Consider the following 15,022-nt stretch of genomic DNA (forward strand, 5'->3'; position numbering starts at 1 on the left):
GAGTCTGTTGTTTCTTCGAATGGCAGGTGCCAAGCATGAAGTTTCGTCGCCAGATAGTGAAGAGAAGTGAAGATAATTCTCTAGGCTGTATTCATGGTGCGCGAAAGTTCAAAAATCGGTATTCAGACGGCCGCCTCGCCGAAGCATGTTCGGGCAGCAATGAAGTTGGACGAGATCGACCGGGTTCTGCTCGAAGAGCTGGCGAAAGACGCGAGGATTCCGAACAATGCGCTTGCTGCGATCGCGGGAATTGCGCCGTCGACATGCCTCGGCCGTGTGCGCGCCTTGGTGGACAACGGCGTGATCAGGGGATTTCACGCGGACATCGACCCCGCCGCTCTCGGAATGGATCTGCAGGCGATGATCGCAGTTCGACTGCAGGCCAACGCACGGTCGCACCTCAACCGGCTCGGCGACGATTTCGCCAAGCTGGACTCCGTGCTCAACGTGTACTTCGTTGCCGGTGTCGACGACTACATGCTGCACGTCGCAACGACGGATTCGGCGCAGTTGCGTGACTTCGTCGTCAACAATCTCTCGGCGCATCCGGCGGTTGCTGCGACCGAGACGATTCTGATCTTCGAACATGTCAGGCCGCGAGGCGGTACTGCCTGATTCGTTCTCACCTGATGGCGGGTCGACGCCCGGACCAGGCGTTCTCGAGGAGTTCGCTCAGGCCTGCCGGGGTGATCTCACGCGGGTTCGGATAAGCGGCGGCGTTCGCGAGTTCGACTGCACGGCCGATCTGATCGTGACTCATTCCCACCTCTCGCAGAGAGGTCGGTCCGCCGCATGAGGTGACGAGGTCGAAAACGCCGGTGGCGGCGTCGGATACACCCAAGGCAGTCGCTATTCGAGACATGACTTCCGGGACGCCAGGCGCGTTGAACGCCATTGCCTGGGGAAGGACAACGGTGTGGGTGGGAGCATGCGGCAAACCGAAGCTGCCACCGAGGGTGTGGCACAACTTGTGATGAAGCCCCATACCGACCGTGCCCAAGCAGGTTCCGGCTAACCAGGCTGCTTGCAGTAGTTCGGCCCTACCTTCCAGATTTTTCGGATCATCGACAATGCTCGGCAGCGCACGGGCGATCCCGGAGATCGCCTCGATCGCCATCAAGTCCGTGATCGGGTTGGACTCGGTGGAGTACAACGCTTCAACCGCATGCGCCATCGCGTTGACGGCACTGGTGACGGTGGTATCCAGCGGCAGATCGAGAGTGAGGTCGACGTCGTAGATGACGGTTTCCGGTCTGATGTGGGGAGAGGAGCGAGTTGTCTTGCGTCCGTTGTCTGTTTCACCCAACACCGGAGTGACTTCTGAACCCGCATACGTCGTCGGAACGATGATCTGATCGACCCCCGCTCGTAGTGCCAGTGCCTTGGACAACCCGGTTGCCGAACCGCCGCCGATCGCGACGACGATGTCCACGTGATGGGTCTCGGCAAGCTTCAGCGCGGCTGTCGTGACTTCGGTCGGAGTATGCATCACAGCGCCGTCGAAGCGGACGACGGCCATGTCGCCGAGAGATTCGGTGACGTCGGCGGCAAGCGCGTCCAGTCGACGGCTTGCCAGCACCATCACTCGGCCGCGGCCGAGCCGCCGCACTTCTTCGGCGATCTCGCGGATCGTCCCTTGGCCGAAGACAATTCGAGCCGGTGAAGCGTCGTACGAGAAGGACTTCATGTCATCCCTGCGAAACGGTGGCGTGCATTTCCCAGACGATGACCTCGGCACCGGTATCGGAACTGACCTGCTGGCCTCCGCCGCCGGACACGCGTACCGCGTCACCTTGTTCGAGCACGCCGACGCCTTCCATGGCCGCCTGACCGTCGGCGACAAAAACGTGCAGGAACGGTGCGTCGGGCAGGGTCACGGGCTGTCCGGGTTGCAGACGCGCGACGTGCATCGCGGCGTACTTGTTCTTGATCCGGATTGCCGAGTGATCGGCGTACGCGTCCATGCCGGAGGCGACGGGAACCAGACCACCGGCAAGCAATTCGGCGTCGATCTCCAACTGCTCGTAGCCGGGAGTGATTCCGGCTTCGTCGGGGACGACCCACATCTGGATGAAGTGAACCGGGTCGCTGTGCTTGTCGGAATGGCTGCCGGCCACGTCACCGAGTCGCCACGAATCGTTCTTCTCCGAATGCAGGATTCCCGTTCCAGCGCTCATCCGCTGGGCAAGACCGGGGTAGATGACGCCCGAATGCCCCATCGAATCCTGATGTACGAGAGAACCTCTCAGTACCCAGGTGACGATCTCCATGTCCTGGTGGGGATGGGTGTCGAATCCCATTCCCGGCGTGACGATGTCGTCGTTGTTCACCAGAAGAAGACCGTGGTGAGTGTTCTTCGGGTCGTAGTGATTGCTGAACGAGAACGAGTGCTTCGAGTCCAGCCAGCCGGCATTGGACTTGAAACGATCCCCGGATCGACGGATATCGAGGTTCGGCTGAGACAGAGTGGAGGTCATGGTGTGCCTTCCGAATGGTATGGGGGAGAGCAAGTTTTCAGAGGACGTGATTGCCGTACATCTCACCGAGTGGGTCTGCGATCAGTTCGAGTCGAGCGCCGTCGGGATCGCGGAAGTACAGCGAAACCTCACTGTGCTCGATCAGTTCGACGCCGGCCTCGGTCAGTCTGGTACGTAGCTTCGCCCACTTGGCAGGTTCGACGCTGATCGCGATGTGGTGGAGGCCGCCGAGTACTTCTTGGTACGGGCCCACGTCGAGTCCCGGGAAATCGAAGAAGGCCAGGAGGTTCCCGTTGCCGATGTCGAAGAAGAAGTGCGACGACCCGGGATAGTCACGGTTCTCGATCAACTCGGTGAGTGGGAATCCGAGGAGATCCTGGTAGAACTTCACGGTTCGTTCGACGTCACTGCTGATCAGGGCCGTATGGTGCAGGCCGCGTGCGGTCGATGCGGGTCGTTTGTCGGCGGGGAGCAGATGTCGATCCCTGATCCCGGCCCGGCGTTCCTCGAACCGCACTGCGTTGTCGACCTGCACTGCGTTGTCGTCGCTCATGGCGCCCGCCTCCCGGTTGAATCTTCACTTCGAACAAGTAGTTGACTGATCAACTACATTGAGAATAGCTCATTTGATTTCGTTGTCAACTACTTCGGATATGCTGGCGTTATGGAATCAGTGCGGTGGTTGACCGACTCGGAGCAATCGGCCTGGCGGGCGTATCTGGACTCGACGCGACTGCTGCAGCGTGTGCTCGACCAACAATTGATGCGAGACTCCGACATTTCGTTCACGGACTTCGAACTGTTGGTTGCTCTATCCGAAGCGCCTGGGCGGCAACTGCGCATGAGTGAGCTCGCCGACGCTGTGATGGCTACCCGAAGTGGTGTGACCAGGGCCGTCAATCGGCTGGTCGGTGCCGGGTGGGTGCGCCGGGTCGAGTGTGTCGACGACAAGAGGGGCGCTAATGCGGAGCTGACCGACTCGGGTGCCGAGAAATTGGCGTCGGCAAGCCCGGCGCACGCGGCCGCTGTACGGGAGAGCATGTTCGACCTGCTGAGCCCGCGAGATGTCGAGCGGCTGGGTGTGGTCTTCGGTGAGATGCGTCGGCACCTTCTCGAGGCCCAAGCAAGTAATTGACAGAGCAACGGCCCATGTCACGTAGTTGGTGAGGGCTGCGAACGGACTGCCATCATTGTCTGGTGACCCGTATTCGTATGTTCGCAACCGACCTCGACGGCACCCTGCTGCGCTCCGACCGAACGATTTCGGCGCGCACCGCGCAGGCCATGGAGAACGCGCGGCTCGCGGGGATCGAAGTTGTGTGGGCGACGGCCCGCGCCCGGCATTCGGTACACACGTTGGCGAGTTCGTGCGGATTTCGCGGCAAGGCTGTGTGTGCCAATGGTGCTGTCATACTCGACCTCGCCGACGGGACTCCACGGATCGTCGACACCGTCTCGATCGAAATATCCTTGGCTGCAACGGCTATGGAGCAAGTTCGGTCGCTGGTTCCGGGTGTCGTGTTCGCGAACGTCGGACCCACCCAATTCTTTGCCGAGCCGGAGTACGCCGCTCTGTGCGAGTTCGCGGACCATCACCGGCACCTGCACGAGATGGTGCTGGCCGACACCTTGCCGCTCGATGTCGAGCCGATGGTCAAGATCGTGGCCCGGCATGCGGAGGTTTCCAGCGCCGACCTGTACCGAACAGCGGTCGCTGCGGGCATCGAAGGCGTGGAGTTGACCCACTCCGGGGCCCCGTACATGGAAATGGCTGCAGCGGGCGTCTCGAAGGCCAGCGCTCTCGCGCAGTTGTGCGCGATCGACGGCATCGACGCGTCGGAAGTGGCCGCAGCCGGTGACGCCTTCAACGACGTTGCCATGTTGACCTGGGCGGGAACGGCTCTGGCGCCGGCCAACGCCAGAACCGAGGTCATCGAGCTCGCCGACCGAATTCTGCCCAAGAATGACGAGGACGGAGTTGCGAGCTACCTCGAAGAGCTGGTTGCGGGGCGCTAGTTCAGCTGCTGACGGCCTTGGGTCCGGTGCCGATACCGACTCCGCAGTCCGTCATGAATTCGGAGAAGACACGGTCGAAGCGATCCGGGTAGTCAAGGTGCGGGAAATGTCCGGCGCGCTTGAAGATCTCCACCCGCCCCAGCGGTAGTTCCGCGCGGGCGTTCTCGGTGTGGGCGTTGGGGATGATGGTGTCTTCCTCACCCCACACCAGTAATGCCTGCAGATTCTTGAAGTTGGCGAAATGCGGAGTGGCATTGACGGTTTGGCCGTTGTAGTTGATCACCGATCGCGCGGTCGCCAGAAATGCCTGACGTGTGGACGCGTCCGACACCGAAGCAAAGCTCTTACGGGCCTCACTCGCGCTGGCACCGAGCTTGAACAGGCCGATCTTGTTGAAAAGTCCGAGCGCTTTGTCGGTCACGTCGGTCAGCGTCCGGGACGCGAGGACGGGAAGTACCAGTTCGCTGCCGGGCAGAGTCGCCGCGCGCAGGAGAGGGCTCACCTCGGGGCCGAGTCCGCCGCTGGCTACCAGGCACAGTCGCTCCACACGCTCGGGGAAGAGGTACAGCGTCTGCATCGCGATCCCACCACCGAGGGAGTGACCGACGAGGGTGGCCGACGGAATGTCGAGGGCCTCGAGGAGGTCACGCACAGTGGCGGCGTGAGCACTGAGTGAGTAGTCGCCGGCCGGCTTGTCCGACGCACCGTGTCCGAAGAGATCAGGAGCGATGACGCGGTAGTGGCGCGAGAGCGTCTCGATCTGCGGCTCCCAGTTGGAGTGCGCGCCCAGCAGGCCGTGAATGAGCACCACAACGGGGCCACTGCCTTGGTCGACGTATTTGAGCTGGTCGCCGTGCAATACAACCGTCTGTAATTGGTCGGTTGCCATGATTGAACCTTTCGGAGCCGCCAGTGTCTGTGGCTGCTCGCGTGTTGTCGGACCGCACCCGCCCCGACGCGGATCCACGGGTATTTGTGACCGGGAGTAACCCCAGTTCCCTCAGTATGCCCACCGAGGGGCCCGATGTCGTCGCCATCGGGCGTGTTGTGACGAACCGTGAGCCGTCGGCTGAGGGGAGACGTACAACTCACCGCCGTGTGTCGGCGCCGCTGATCAGGCGAAATCGACCAGTTTGCCGAAAGTGAGGTTGATGTCCCACGGTGTGACGCCCCACGTCTCGATCGCTGATACCGCGAAGATTCCGGCAGCCTCGATGGTGTCCTGTGAGGCTGGTGCCGAAACGGAAACGCCGGTTTGTCCGCTCGGAACCTCCGGCCAGACGCCGGTTCCGGCGGGCGCGGGGGTGGCCTCCATGACCGCGTTGGCCAGTCCCGATTCGTCGACGGTCGTGAAGAGGCAGTTCGGCTCGTGCGGAGAATCCCACCCGCCGAGTTCCGCGAGCCAGAATTCGCCACGTCCAGCAGCGGAGATCGCGACCGACGCGAGTACCGATTCGAGATCTTCCCAAGCGTCGGACGTCGGGGCCGACGCCTCGGTGAGCTTGAACGGTGCGGCAAGTGCAGTGCTGTCAGGGGAAGCGAAGCGCGGCTGCACAGTGAGGGCCTGGGTCTGGGTATCCAGAAACGCAACCTCTCGGAACTTGTTGTCCGGCAGGGTCGTACGGGCTACGAGACCGCGTCCCAACAGTGCGCCGAGCGCCGCGGGATCGTCGACGCTCCACAAGCGGGTCTCGTCCTCGGACCACGTGCGAATCATTCCGCCGACGACGGGACTGATCAGCACGGGCTCGAGGTTCGTAGTGCCTGTTGACTCGCTCACCGCTGGCTCCCCACCGCACGTCGTACCGCCGGACCGGTTCCGGACGACGAGATAAGTATGCCGCCTCGCTGCTGTGCGCCTTTATTAACCGCCGGGGGTTAATAAAGGCGCACAGCAAGTGGTCACATATGCGTGCCGCCGTCGATGCGGATTTCCGTTCCGGTGACAAACGAGCCGTCTTCGGAAGCGAGCATCGCGATCACGCCGGCGACGGCGGACGGGGGCGCGAAACCCTCACCGATTGCCGGGGCCAGCTTGCCGAGCAGCGTGAAGTCGATGTCGGCCGGGAAGCCGGGATCGGAGGTCATGCCCGAAGCGATGCTGCCGGGTGCGACGGCCACGGCGCGAAGGCCCTGCTTGCTGTACTCGAGTGCAAGTGCGTGCGTGAAGGATTGGATTCCACCCTTCGACGCCGCATATGCCGTCATATACGGGTGGGCGAAGGTGGCCGACGTGGAACTGAAGTTGACCACGACGCCTGCCCCGCTTTCGAGCAGTGCCGGCAGGGACTCCCTCGTCATGAGGAATGTTCCGGTGAGGTTGACCCCGATGACGGTGTTCCAGAAATCGAGTGTCATCTCGTGGGTGTGTGCGGAGCGCAGAATGCCCGCCGCATTGACCAGCACGTCGAGGCCGCCCAGAGCCTTGAGCGCAGCGCCGACCTGTTCGCGAACAGACTCTTCGCTGGAGATGTCGACCTTCACCGTGGTGAGGCGATCGGAGTGGCCGGCGTCCTTCGCGGTGTTCAGCGTCTGTTCGAGGCCGGTCTCGGAAATGTCGGCGGCGACGACGGTGCCACCTTCTGCCAGGATGCGGGCAACGGTGGCCTGGCCGATTCCGGATCCTGCGCCGCTGATGAGGACGCGCTTGTCGTCGAATCGATTCACGAGAAAACTCCGGTCTGTGGGATGGACAGCTGTCTGGTGACCGATTCTGCGCGATCCAGCGCTATTAATCTGCTGGGCATTCCACTGACTGGGCACCAGTGGTGCTTGTTCGCTCGCAATCCCGAGCGAACAAGCACCGACGTCTCCTAGAGGCCCGCTGCCTGCGCGAGGCTCGGCAGGTAGGTGCTCGGCTGACCGAAAAGCTGAGCGCTGCCGTGTGCACGCTTGAAGTACAGCTGAGCGTCGTGCTCCCAGGTGATCGCGATTCCGCCGTGCAGCTGAACTGCTTCGGAGGTGATCTGCTGCAAGGCTTCCGAGCAGTAGACCTTCGCCACTGCCGCGTCGTCCGCCGACTGCGTCGCCACGGCGGCGTACGTCATCGACCTCGCCGTCTCGACCAACGTGTACATGTCGGCCATCCGGTGCTTGAGGGCTTGGAAAGAACCGATCGCGCGACCGAACTGCTTGCGCGACTTGGTGTATTCCACGGTCTGTTCGACGATCGCTGCTGCCGCTCCGACCTGTTCAGCAGACAAGGCGATCAGAACGACGGTTCGGATCCGATCGACCAGATCTTCGGACCACTCCAGTGGCCGACCACGAACACCGGAGAACGTGACCTCCGCCAGCGTTCGCGTCGGATCCATGGTGGGGACGCGTCGGCGGGAGACGCCTTCGGTCGCTGGATCCACTTCGTAGAACCCGTCGGCCGTGAGAACGAGCAGGGTGTCTGCGACGTGTCCGTCGAGGACGTACGACGCCGTGCCGGTCAACGCGTCTTCGGTTGCCTCGACGCCGAAGGTGCTCCAACCCGCGGCACCTGCCCAGCACAGAGCGAGCGTGCTCTCGCCGGACGCGACACCGGGCAGCAGTCGCGAGCATGCGTCGTTGTCACCGGAAAGCAGCAGTGCCTGTGCGGCAAGAATCGCCGAACCCAGCATCGGTGACGGGGTCAGCGTGCGGCCCAATTCCTCCTGGACCACGTGTACTTCGCCCAAACCTGCTCCGACGCCGTCGAACTCCTCCGGAATCGCCAACGCGGCGACGCCGATCTGCTCGCACAGCTTGCTCCACAAAGCGGCGTCGTAGCCGATCTCTGTGGTGATGGCGGCGCGGACGGCAGCGGAGTCGGAATGCTTGCTCAGGAGATCGCGTACCGATGCGCGCAATGCTGCCTGGTCTTCGGTGTCGATGCTCATGATGCAACCAGCGCTTCGACGACGCGTGCGCGATGCTCGGACGGTGTGCCCCACGCGGTGAGCAGCGCCCGTACCTTGGTGAGCCACAAGGAGAGATCGTGTTCCATCGTGTAGCCGATGGCGCCGTGAACCTGGAGTCCGACGCGAGCGGCCTTGTACGCAGCATCCCCGCACGCGACCTTGGCCGCAGAGATGTCACGCGAGGCGTCGGCCGACTGATCGCGAACCGACAGTGCGGCGCCGTGCAGCAGGGGGCGAGCCATCTCGAGGGAGACGGCAACCTCGGCCAGGTGGTGCTTCATGGCCTGGAACTGTCCGATGACCTTGCCGAACTGCTTGCGCTGCTTCGCGTATTCGGTGGTGACCTCGAGCAGTGTCTGGCCCAGGCCCTGCAACTGCGCGGCAGTGGCAAGAGCGCCCATGTCGAAGGCGGCCGAGAAGTCGGCGGAGCCCAGCGATTCGCCGGCTGAAACCTCGTAGAGCTTGCGGGAGAGATCCACTGATGCCTTGGCTTCGCCAGGGACGCCGAGTGATACGGCACCGTCCTGCGCTAGCAGAACCAGATCCACCGCATCGGCGTCGAGCGCGAACGGTGTGCGCGGGGGAGCTGCGACGGTTGCCAGCGAACCCTCGGCGAGAGCAGAGAGACGTTCCGGTGCAACGGAAGCCAGGAGCGTCGGCGCCACGGCGATCGTTTCGACGACCGGTCCGGGTACTGCGTGCCGACCGAGCTGTTCGAGCGCAACGACCAGGTCGACGGCGTCGGCGCCGAGTCCGTCGTGCTCTTCGGAGATGACGAGACCGTTGACGCCGGTCTCGGCGAGGCGCTGCCAGAGCTTCTTGCCCGGCTCGGTGTCACCGTCGTTCCACGAACGGATGACGGCGGGCATGTCGGACTTGGTCAGCAGTGCATCGATGCTTGCAGCGAAGTCCTGGTGGGAGGAGTCGAGCGCGAATCTCATCGGTCCGCCTTCGGTAGGCCGAGCAGACGCTCAGCGATGACGTTTTTCTGAATCTCGTTGGTGCCTGCGTAGATCGGGCCGGACAGGGAGAACAGGTATCCGTCCATCCAGTTGTCGGCCAACTCGGCTTCAGGGCCCTGAAGTTCGAGAGCAGTCTCGTGGGTGGCGATATCCCACTCGGACCAGAAGACCTTGTTGATCGAGGACTCGGCGCCGAGCTGTCCACCGTCGGCCAGACGGGTGACGGTGCCGAATGTGTTGAGTTGGTAAGCGCGAGCGCCGATCCAGGCGTCGGCGACCTGGTTGCGCAGAGCGCTGTCGTCGGTGCGTCCGCTGGACTTGTACAGCTCGAGCAGGCGGTCGACGGTGGCGAGGAAGCGGCCGGGGCTGCGCAGCGAGAGACCACGCTCGTTGCTCGCGGTGCTCATCGCGACGCGCCAACCTTCGTTGACGTTTCCGATCACACCCGACTCACCTGGGTTGGCCGGGTCGTCCGGAACGAAGACGTCTTCGAGGAAGATCTCGGCGAAGCCGGGCTCACCGTCGAGCTGATCGATCGGGCGAACGGTGACACCCTTCGACCGGAGGTCGAACATGAAATACGTGATGCCCTTGTGGCGCTGCGCATCCGGATCGGAGCGGAACAAGCCGAAGCCCCAGTCGGCGTAGCTGGCACGCGAGCTCCACGTCTTCTGCCCGTTGAGCAGCCAGCCGCCGTCGACCTTCTTCGCACTCGAACGCAGGCTAGCGAGGTCGGAACCGGATTCGGGCTCGGACCAGGCCTGGGCCCAGATGTCGTCGGCACGAGCCATGCGTGGCATGATGCGAGCCAACTGCTCGGCATTTGCATGCTCGAACAGTGTGGGAGCCAACAAGAAGATGCCGTTCTGGCTGACGCGGCCGGGCGCCCCCGAGCGGTAGTACTCCTCCTCGAAGATGACCCATTCGAGCAGGGATGCATCGCGTCCGCCGAGTTCCTTGGGCCAGGAGACGACGGCGTAGCCGGCGTCGGCGAGAGTGTGCTCCCACTGACGGTGCTCTTCGAAGCCTTCGGCGGTATCCATCGACTTCAGGGGAGTTGCGGGCACATTCGCTTCCAGGAACGAGCGAACCTCGTCACGGAATGCGGTTGTGGCGTCGTCGAATACGAGATCCACTAGTTTGTTCCTTCCTGCGGTGCGCGAGCACTGGCAGCCATAGCTTTGGCGTCGAGTCCACCAAGCGAGTCTTTGCCGACTTCGGCGTTGTGAGCGTGAGCGAAGTGATGCAGACCGAAGACGGAGTCGATGCCGTTGCGCATCCCCATCTGATCCTCGCACTGATTGACGGCCTTCTTGGTCAAAGCCAGTCCGAAGCGCGGCATCTCGGCGATACGTCCGGCGAGCTCGAACGTCTCCTTCTCGAGATGCTTGCGGGCGACGACGCGGTTCACCATGCCGATTTCGTATGCACGTTGCGCGGTGAACCTATCGCCGGTGAAGAGCATTTCCTTGGCGAATCGTGAACCGACCATCCACGGGTGCGCGAAGTATTCGACGCCGGGGATGCCCATGCGGACAACGGGATCGGAGAAGAAGGCGTCGTCGGCCGCGACGATCATGTCGCAGACCCAGGCGAGCATGAGCCCGCCGGCAATGCAGGCGCCTTGCACCATCGCGATGGTGGGCTTGGGGATCTCCCGCCAACGGCGGCACATGCCCAGGTAGACCTCCATCTCGCGGGCGAAACGCTGGTCACCGCCTGGCTTGTCGACGTGATCCCACCACATGGTGGCCTTGTTCTCGTACTCGACGTGATGGTCGCGTCCCGGAGTTCCCAGGTCGTGACCGGCACTGAAGTGAGGTCCGTTGCCTGCCAGGACGATCACCTTCACCTCGTCGTCTTCGACGGCGCGCTGGAATGCCGCGTCGAGGGCGTACGTGACCACCGAGTTCTGGGCGTTGCGGTAGTCGGGTCGATTCAAGGTCACGACGGCGACCGAGTCACGAACCTCGTAGGTCACGACGTCGGCTTCGAAGGGAACGGTCATGATTGTTCCTCGCGCAGAACCGTTTTGAGGACCTTGCCCGAAGGGTTACGGGGCAGGTGATCTACGAAGCGCACCTCGCGGGGCACCTTGAAGCCTGCGATCTTCTCCTTGAGGAAGGCGATTACCGACTCTTCGGTGAGGCCGGCACCGTCGAGTTGGGCGATGTAGACGCGGCCCACCTCTCCCATCCGGTGATCGGGGATGCCGATGGCAGCAGACTCGTGGACGCCGGGCAGGCGAGCCAACATGCCCTCGATCTCGGCGGGGTAGACGTTGAATCCGCCGCTGACGTACATGTCTTTCAGACGGTCGGTGATGTCGAGATATCCGCGCTCGTCGAGGGTTCCGACGTCTCCGGTGTGCAGCCAGCCGTCGACGTCGATTGCCTTGGCGGTGGATTCCGGGTCGTCGAGGTACCCGAGCATGACGTTCGGTCCGCGAAGCAGGATCTCGCCTTGGTCGCCGATCTTGACCTCGAAATCGGCTGTCGCGCGGCCGGAACTGGTGGAGACGGTGACCGGGTCGTCGTCGGTGCGGCACATGGTCGCAACCACTGCCTCGGTCAAACCGTATGCCGTGAGGACGGCGTCGAAAAGCTCTGCTTGCATGCGCTCGACGAGGGCAACCGGCACGGGTGCTGCGCCCGTGATCGCGATGCGGAGCGAGGACAGGTCGTATTCGCTGCGGCGGGGATGATCGAGGATGGTCTGGTAGATCGTCGGGGCGCCAGGCAGGATGCTGATCTTCTCGCTGCTGACCAATGCGAGGGTGTCGTCGATGTTGAAGACGGACACCGGCACGATCGTCGCACCGTTCAACAGGCAGACCAGGATTCCGGCCTTGTACCCGAAGGTGTGGAAGAACGGGCTGATGATGAGGAAGTTGTCGTCGGCGGTGACCTCGGCGCATTCACCCCACGACTTGGCGACAGCGATGGACTGACGATGCGCGGTGATCGCACCCTTGCTGCGCCCCGTGGTGCCGGAGGTGAAGAGGATGTCGCTGACGTCGTCTGGCTGCACCTTCGCAGCACGCGCGTCGGCTTCGGTGCGGGCGGCGTCGGTGGCGAGCGCGAGGAAGTCCTCGAACTCGATGACGCCGTCACGGTCGTCGTCCCCGTCGATCGGTACCTGGATGACGGTGGGGATCCTCAGGTCCGGATTGGCGTCGAGCAACTGCTGGTACCGATCGGCCTTGAGGAACGTGCCGACGACCACCAGGGCAGCTGCGTCGACGCGCTCGATGATGTCGAGTGCTTCGGTGCCGGTGTAGCGCGTGTTGATCGGGATGATGGCTGCGCCGGCGTACTGAGCGCCGAGCAGGGCGATCACCCAGTGGTACGTGTTGGGCGCCCAGATGACGACGCGGTCGCCTGCCTTTACCCCACGGTTGATCAGTGCGCCGGCGAAATCGCGGACGCGCTGATGCAGCTGTGCGAAGGTCAGTCGGGTGTCGCCATCGGCGATAGCCGCGCGCTCACCGAACTCCTCGGCGGCCCGGATGAGGGCTGATGGGATGGTTCTCGGTTGTTCGGTCACTGGACTCCTACCTGACACGCTACCTAGCAAGTGCTTGGTAGGTTATCTTACATATGTGGACCAGAGCGAGAGCCCGGACGGGCAGATGACGGACGACGAGTTTGCGGCCACGGTCGCGCAGTGGTTGGCCGAGAACTTGACGGGCAAATTCGCCCAGCTCAAGGGTAAGGGCGGCCCCGGCAGTGAGCACGAGTTCTTCGAGCAACGACTCGAGTGGGACAAGCACCTCGCAGCGTCGGGGTGGACGTGCCTCGGGTGGCCGAAGGAGTTCGGCGGGCGGGGAGCAAGCATCTCCCAGCAGGTCATCTTCCATCAGGAGTACGCGAAGGCCGGTGCGCCCGCTCGCGTCAGCCACATCGGTGAAGAGCTGCTCGGCCCGACGCTGATCGCGTACGGCACCGACGAGCAGAAGCGCCGATTCCTTCCTGGCATCAACACGGTCAGTGAACTGTGGTCGCAGGGCTACTCCGAGCCCGGCGCCGGTTCCGACCTCGCGAACGTCTCCACGACCGCACGCCTCGAAGACGGCAAGTGGATCATCAACGGCCAGAAGGTGTGGACCTCACTGGCTCACGTCGCGCAGTGGTGCTTCGTGGTCTGCCGCACCGAGGTGGGCTCCAAGCGTCACCAGGGGTTGAGCTTCCTGCTTGTCCCGTTGGATCAGCCCGGTGTGACAGTTCGGCCCATTCAGCAGCTCACCGGCACATCGGAGTTCAACGAGGTCTTCTTCGACGACGCCGTCACCGATGCCGATCTGGTGGTCGGGGAACCCGGCGAGGGCTGGAAGATCGCGATGGGGCTGCTCACCTTCGAGCGCGGTGTATCGACGCTCGGACAGCAGATCGGATTTGCCCGCGAGCTCCAAGGCGTCGTCGACCTGGCGAAAGCCAATGGCAGTGACCAGGATCCGCACATTCGCGAAAAGATCGCCCGCGCGTGGGTCGGACTGCGCGTGATGCGCGCCCACGCGATGCGCACTCTCGACGCGGTCGACGCCGGAACCGGTGGCGGAGAAGCGTCCGTCGCAAAACTGTTGTGGGCCAACTGGCATCGTGATCTGGGACAGCTGGCGATGGACGTGCAGGGTGCGTCGTCGTTGGTTGCACCGTGGGCGGATTCCGAAGGCAATGCCTCGGACATCACCGATCCCGAGCACCTCGAGCTCGACGAATGGCAACGCCTCTTCCTCTTCACCCGCGCCGACACGATTTACGGCGGCTCCAACGAAATTCAGCGCAACATCATTTCCGAGCGCGTGCTCGGTCTTCCCCGAGAGGCCCGTTAATGTCTGACACCAAAGCCGCGTCCCCGCTTTCCGTTGCGCCGGAGGAAACCCCGGGCCACGGACTGCTCGCGGGCAAGAAGGCGATCATCACCGCCGCAGCCGGAACCGGCATCGGTTTCTCCACTGCGCGCAGGGTGCTTCTCGAGGGCGGCGACGTTCTCGTCTCCGACTTCCACGAGCGTCGACTCGGCGAGACGGTGGAGAAGCTGAAGGCCGAATTCCCCGGTCAGCAGGTCGAATCGATCATCTGCGATGTATCGAGCACCGAGCAGGTCGACGCGTTGTTCGTCGGCGCCGCCGAGAAGTTGGGACGTATCGACATCGTCGTCAACAACGCGGGCCTTGGCGGTGAAACTCCCGTCGTCGACATGACGGACGATCAGTGGGATCGCGTTCTCGACATCACACTCAACAGCACCTTCCGTTCGACGCGCGCCGCCCTGCGGTACTTCAAGAGCGTTCCCCACGGCGGTGTTCTGGTGAACAACGCGTCCGTTCTCGGTTGGCGCGCGCAGCATTCCCAGGCGCACTACGCCGCAGCCAAGGCCGGCGTCATGGCGCTGACTCGGTGCAGCGCCATCGAAGCAGCGGAGTACGGAGTCCGTATCAACGCGGTCTCGCCTTCCATTGCGCGTCACGCGTTCCTGGCGAAGGTCACCAGTGAGGAACTGCTCGACCAGTTGGCTTCCGGTGAGGCCTACGGCCGCGCCGCGGAGGTCTGGGAGATCGCAACGGTCATCGCGATGCTCGCCAGCGATTACTCCACCTACATGACCGGCGAGATCGTCTCCGTTTCTTCGCAGAGGGCCTAGCGTCCCCGTGCGCGGTTAAGGAGCCCCTGGACTCGCT

General features: G+C 63.2%; 16 protein-coding genes. 5 read left to right on the forward strand and 11 right to left on the reverse strand.

Annotated elements, in window-relative coordinates:
• Window positions 1-93: 93 nt before the first annotated feature.
• Window positions 94-615: an Lrp/AsnC family transcriptional regulator gene (locus A0W34_RS04195; protein WP_003945867.1), complete on the forward strand. Its 522-nt coding sequence runs from the start codon at window positions 94-96 to the stop codon at window positions 613-615.
• A gap of 7 nt (window positions 616-622) precedes the next feature.
• Here A0W34_RS04195 and A0W34_RS04200 read toward each other — a convergent pair whose 3' ends face one another.
• The 3 genes from A0W34_RS04200 to A0W34_RS04210 are packed head-to-tail and all read right to left on the reverse strand — an operon-like array spanning window position 623 to window position 3,030.
• Entirely contained in the window at window positions 623-1,687 is a 1,065-nt protein-coding gene (locus A0W34_RS04200) for a maleylacetate reductase (protein ID WP_081557367.1), read from the reverse strand.
• A 1-nt stretch (window position 1,688) separates the two neighbouring features.
• Window positions 1,689-2,477 (reverse strand): pirin family protein, encoded by a 789-nt coding sequence (locus A0W34_RS04205; RefSeq protein ID WP_081557368.1) that lies wholly within the window; start codon window positions 2,475-2,477, stop codon window positions 1,689-1,691.
• Window positions 2,478-2,514: 37 nt separating this feature from the next.
• On the reverse strand, window positions 2,515-3,030 hold the full coding sequence (locus A0W34_RS04210) for a VOC family protein (protein ID WP_081557369.1): 516 nt from the start codon (window positions 3,028-3,030) through the stop codon (window positions 2,515-2,517).
• Between the two features lie 111 nt (window positions 3,031-3,141).
• Here A0W34_RS04210 and A0W34_RS04215 point away from each other — a divergent pair, with 111 nt between their 5' ends.
• Entirely contained in the window at window positions 3,142-3,612 is a 471-nt protein-coding gene (locus A0W34_RS04215) for a MarR family winged helix-turn-helix transcriptional regulator (protein ID WP_081557370.1), read from the forward strand.
• A 62-nt stretch (window positions 3,613-3,674) separates the two neighbouring features.
• A complete protein-coding gene (locus tag A0W34_RS04220; RefSeq protein WP_081557371.1) occupies window positions 3,675-4,493 on the forward strand; it encodes an HAD family hydrolase in 819 nt (272 codons plus the stop codon).
• Between the two features lies 1 nt (window position 4,494).
• Here A0W34_RS04220 and A0W34_RS04225 read toward each other — a convergent pair whose 3' ends face one another.
• The 8 genes from A0W34_RS04225 to A0W34_RS04260 form a co-directional block, all read right to left on the reverse strand.
• On the reverse strand, window positions 4,495-5,382 hold the full coding sequence (locus A0W34_RS04225) for an alpha/beta fold hydrolase (RefSeq protein ID WP_007734173.1): 888 nt from the start codon (window positions 5,380-5,382) through the stop codon (window positions 4,495-4,497).
• Window positions 5,383-5,607: 225 nt separating this feature from the next.
• Window positions 5,608-6,273: a hypothetical protein gene (locus tag A0W34_RS04230; RefSeq protein WP_058227646.1), complete on the reverse strand. Its 666-nt coding sequence runs from the start codon at window positions 6,271-6,273 to the stop codon at window positions 5,608-5,610.
• A 122-nt stretch (window positions 6,274-6,395) separates the two neighbouring features.
• Complete coding sequence (locus A0W34_RS04235) at window positions 6,396-7,160, reverse strand: SDR family NAD(P)-dependent oxidoreductase (protein ID WP_054827265.1); 765 nt, start codon at window positions 7,158-7,160, stop codon at window positions 6,396-6,398.
• Window positions 7,161-7,306: 146 nt separating this feature from the next.
• Window positions 7,307-8,359 carry an acyl-CoA dehydrogenase family protein gene (locus A0W34_RS04240; RefSeq protein ID WP_081557372.1) on the reverse strand — a complete coding sequence of 351 codons (1,053 nt, stop codon included), beginning with the start codon at window positions 8,357-8,359 and terminating at the stop codon, window positions 7,307-7,309.
• Window positions 8,356-9,321, reverse strand: a complete 966-nt coding sequence (locus A0W34_RS04245) for an acyl-CoA dehydrogenase family protein (RefSeq protein ID WP_007734178.1) — start codon at window positions 9,319-9,321, stop codon at window positions 8,356-8,358. The genes A0W34_RS04240 and A0W34_RS04245 overlap by 4 nt, the downstream gene beginning before the upstream one ends.
• Window positions 9,318-10,478, reverse strand: a complete 1,161-nt coding sequence (locus tag A0W34_RS04250; protein ID WP_007734181.1) for an acyl-CoA dehydrogenase family protein — start codon at window positions 10,476-10,478, stop codon at window positions 9,318-9,320. Before A0W34_RS04250 ends, A0W34_RS04245 begins: the two co-directional genes overlap by 4 nt.
• Window positions 10,478-11,350 (reverse strand): enoyl-CoA hydratase, encoded by an 873-nt coding sequence (locus tag A0W34_RS04255; protein ID WP_007734183.1) that lies wholly within the window; start codon window positions 11,348-11,350, stop codon window positions 10,478-10,480. The genes A0W34_RS04250 and A0W34_RS04255 overlap by 1 nt, the downstream gene beginning before the upstream one ends.
• On the reverse strand, window positions 11,347-12,888 hold the full coding sequence (locus A0W34_RS04260) for a FadD3 family acyl-CoA ligase (RefSeq protein WP_021332413.1): 1,542 nt from the start codon (window positions 12,886-12,888) through the stop codon (window positions 11,347-11,349). The genes A0W34_RS04255 and A0W34_RS04260 overlap by 4 nt, the downstream gene beginning before the upstream one ends.
• Window positions 12,889-12,943: 55 nt before the next feature.
• Here A0W34_RS04260 and A0W34_RS04265 point away from each other — a divergent pair, with 55 nt between their 5' ends.
• Together A0W34_RS04265 and A0W34_RS04270 are read left to right on the forward strand one after the other, a co-directional pair.
• The gene (locus A0W34_RS04265) at window positions 12,944-14,173 is read left to right on the forward strand and encodes an acyl-CoA dehydrogenase family protein (RefSeq protein ID WP_007734188.1); all 1,230 of its coding nucleotides are present in this window, start codon (window positions 12,944-12,946) and stop codon (window positions 14,171-14,173) included.
• Window positions 14,173-14,985, forward strand: coding sequence for an SDR family oxidoreductase (locus tag A0W34_RS04270; protein WP_003945582.1), 813 nt, complete (start codon window positions 14,173-14,175; stop codon window positions 14,983-14,985). The genes A0W34_RS04265 and A0W34_RS04270 overlap by 1 nt, the downstream gene beginning before the upstream one ends.
• The last annotated feature ends 37 nt before the right edge of the window (window positions 14,986-15,022 follow it).

Origin of the sequence: Rhodococcus sp. BH4, assembly GCF_002079265.1 — a bacterium.
GTDB lineage: Bacteria > Actinomycetota > Actinomycetes > Mycobacteriales > Mycobacteriaceae > Rhodococcus_F > Rhodococcus_F qingshengii.

What these genes read in the sequence shown, in the direction of transcription:
- A0W34_RS04255 (WP_007734183.1), bottom strand. Translation starts at nt 11,350, where the DNA reads ATGACCGTTCCCTTCGAAGCCGACGTCGTGACCTACGAGGTTCGTGAC.
- A0W34_RS04195 (WP_003945867.1), top strand. Translation starts at nt 94, where the DNA reads ATGGTGCGCGAAAGTTCAAAAATCGGTATTCAGACGGCCGCCTCGCCG.
- A0W34_RS04225 (WP_007734173.1), bottom strand. Translation starts at nt 5,382, where the DNA reads ATGGCAACCGACCAATTACAGACGGTTGTATTGCACGGCGACCAGCTC.
- A0W34_RS04210 (WP_081557369.1), bottom strand. Translation starts at nt 3,030, where the DNA reads ATGAGCGACGACAACGCAGTGCAGGTCGACAACGCAGTGCGGTTCGAG.
- A0W34_RS04245 (WP_007734178.1), bottom strand. Translation starts at nt 9,321, where the DNA reads ATGAGATTCGCGCTCGACTCCTCCCACCAGGACTTCGCTGCAAGCATC.
- A0W34_RS04200 (WP_081557367.1), bottom strand. Translation starts at nt 1,687, where the DNA reads ATGAAGTCCTTCTCGTACGACGCTTCACCGGCTCGAATTGTCTTCGGC.
- A0W34_RS04205 (WP_081557368.1), bottom strand. Translation starts at nt 2,477, where the DNA reads ATGACCTCCACTCTGTCTCAGCCGAACCTCGATATCCGTCGATCCGGG.
- A0W34_RS04215 (WP_081557370.1), top strand. Translation starts at nt 3,142, where the DNA reads ATGGAATCAGTGCGGTGGTTGACCGACTCGGAGCAATCGGCCTGGCGG.
- A0W34_RS04270 (WP_003945582.1), top strand. Translation starts at nt 14,173, where the DNA reads ATGTCTGACACCAAAGCCGCGTCCCCGCTTTCCGTTGCGCCGGAGGAA.
- A0W34_RS04240 (WP_081557372.1), bottom strand. Translation starts at nt 8,359, where the DNA reads ATGAGCATCGACACCGAAGACCAGGCAGCATTGCGCGCATCGGTACGC.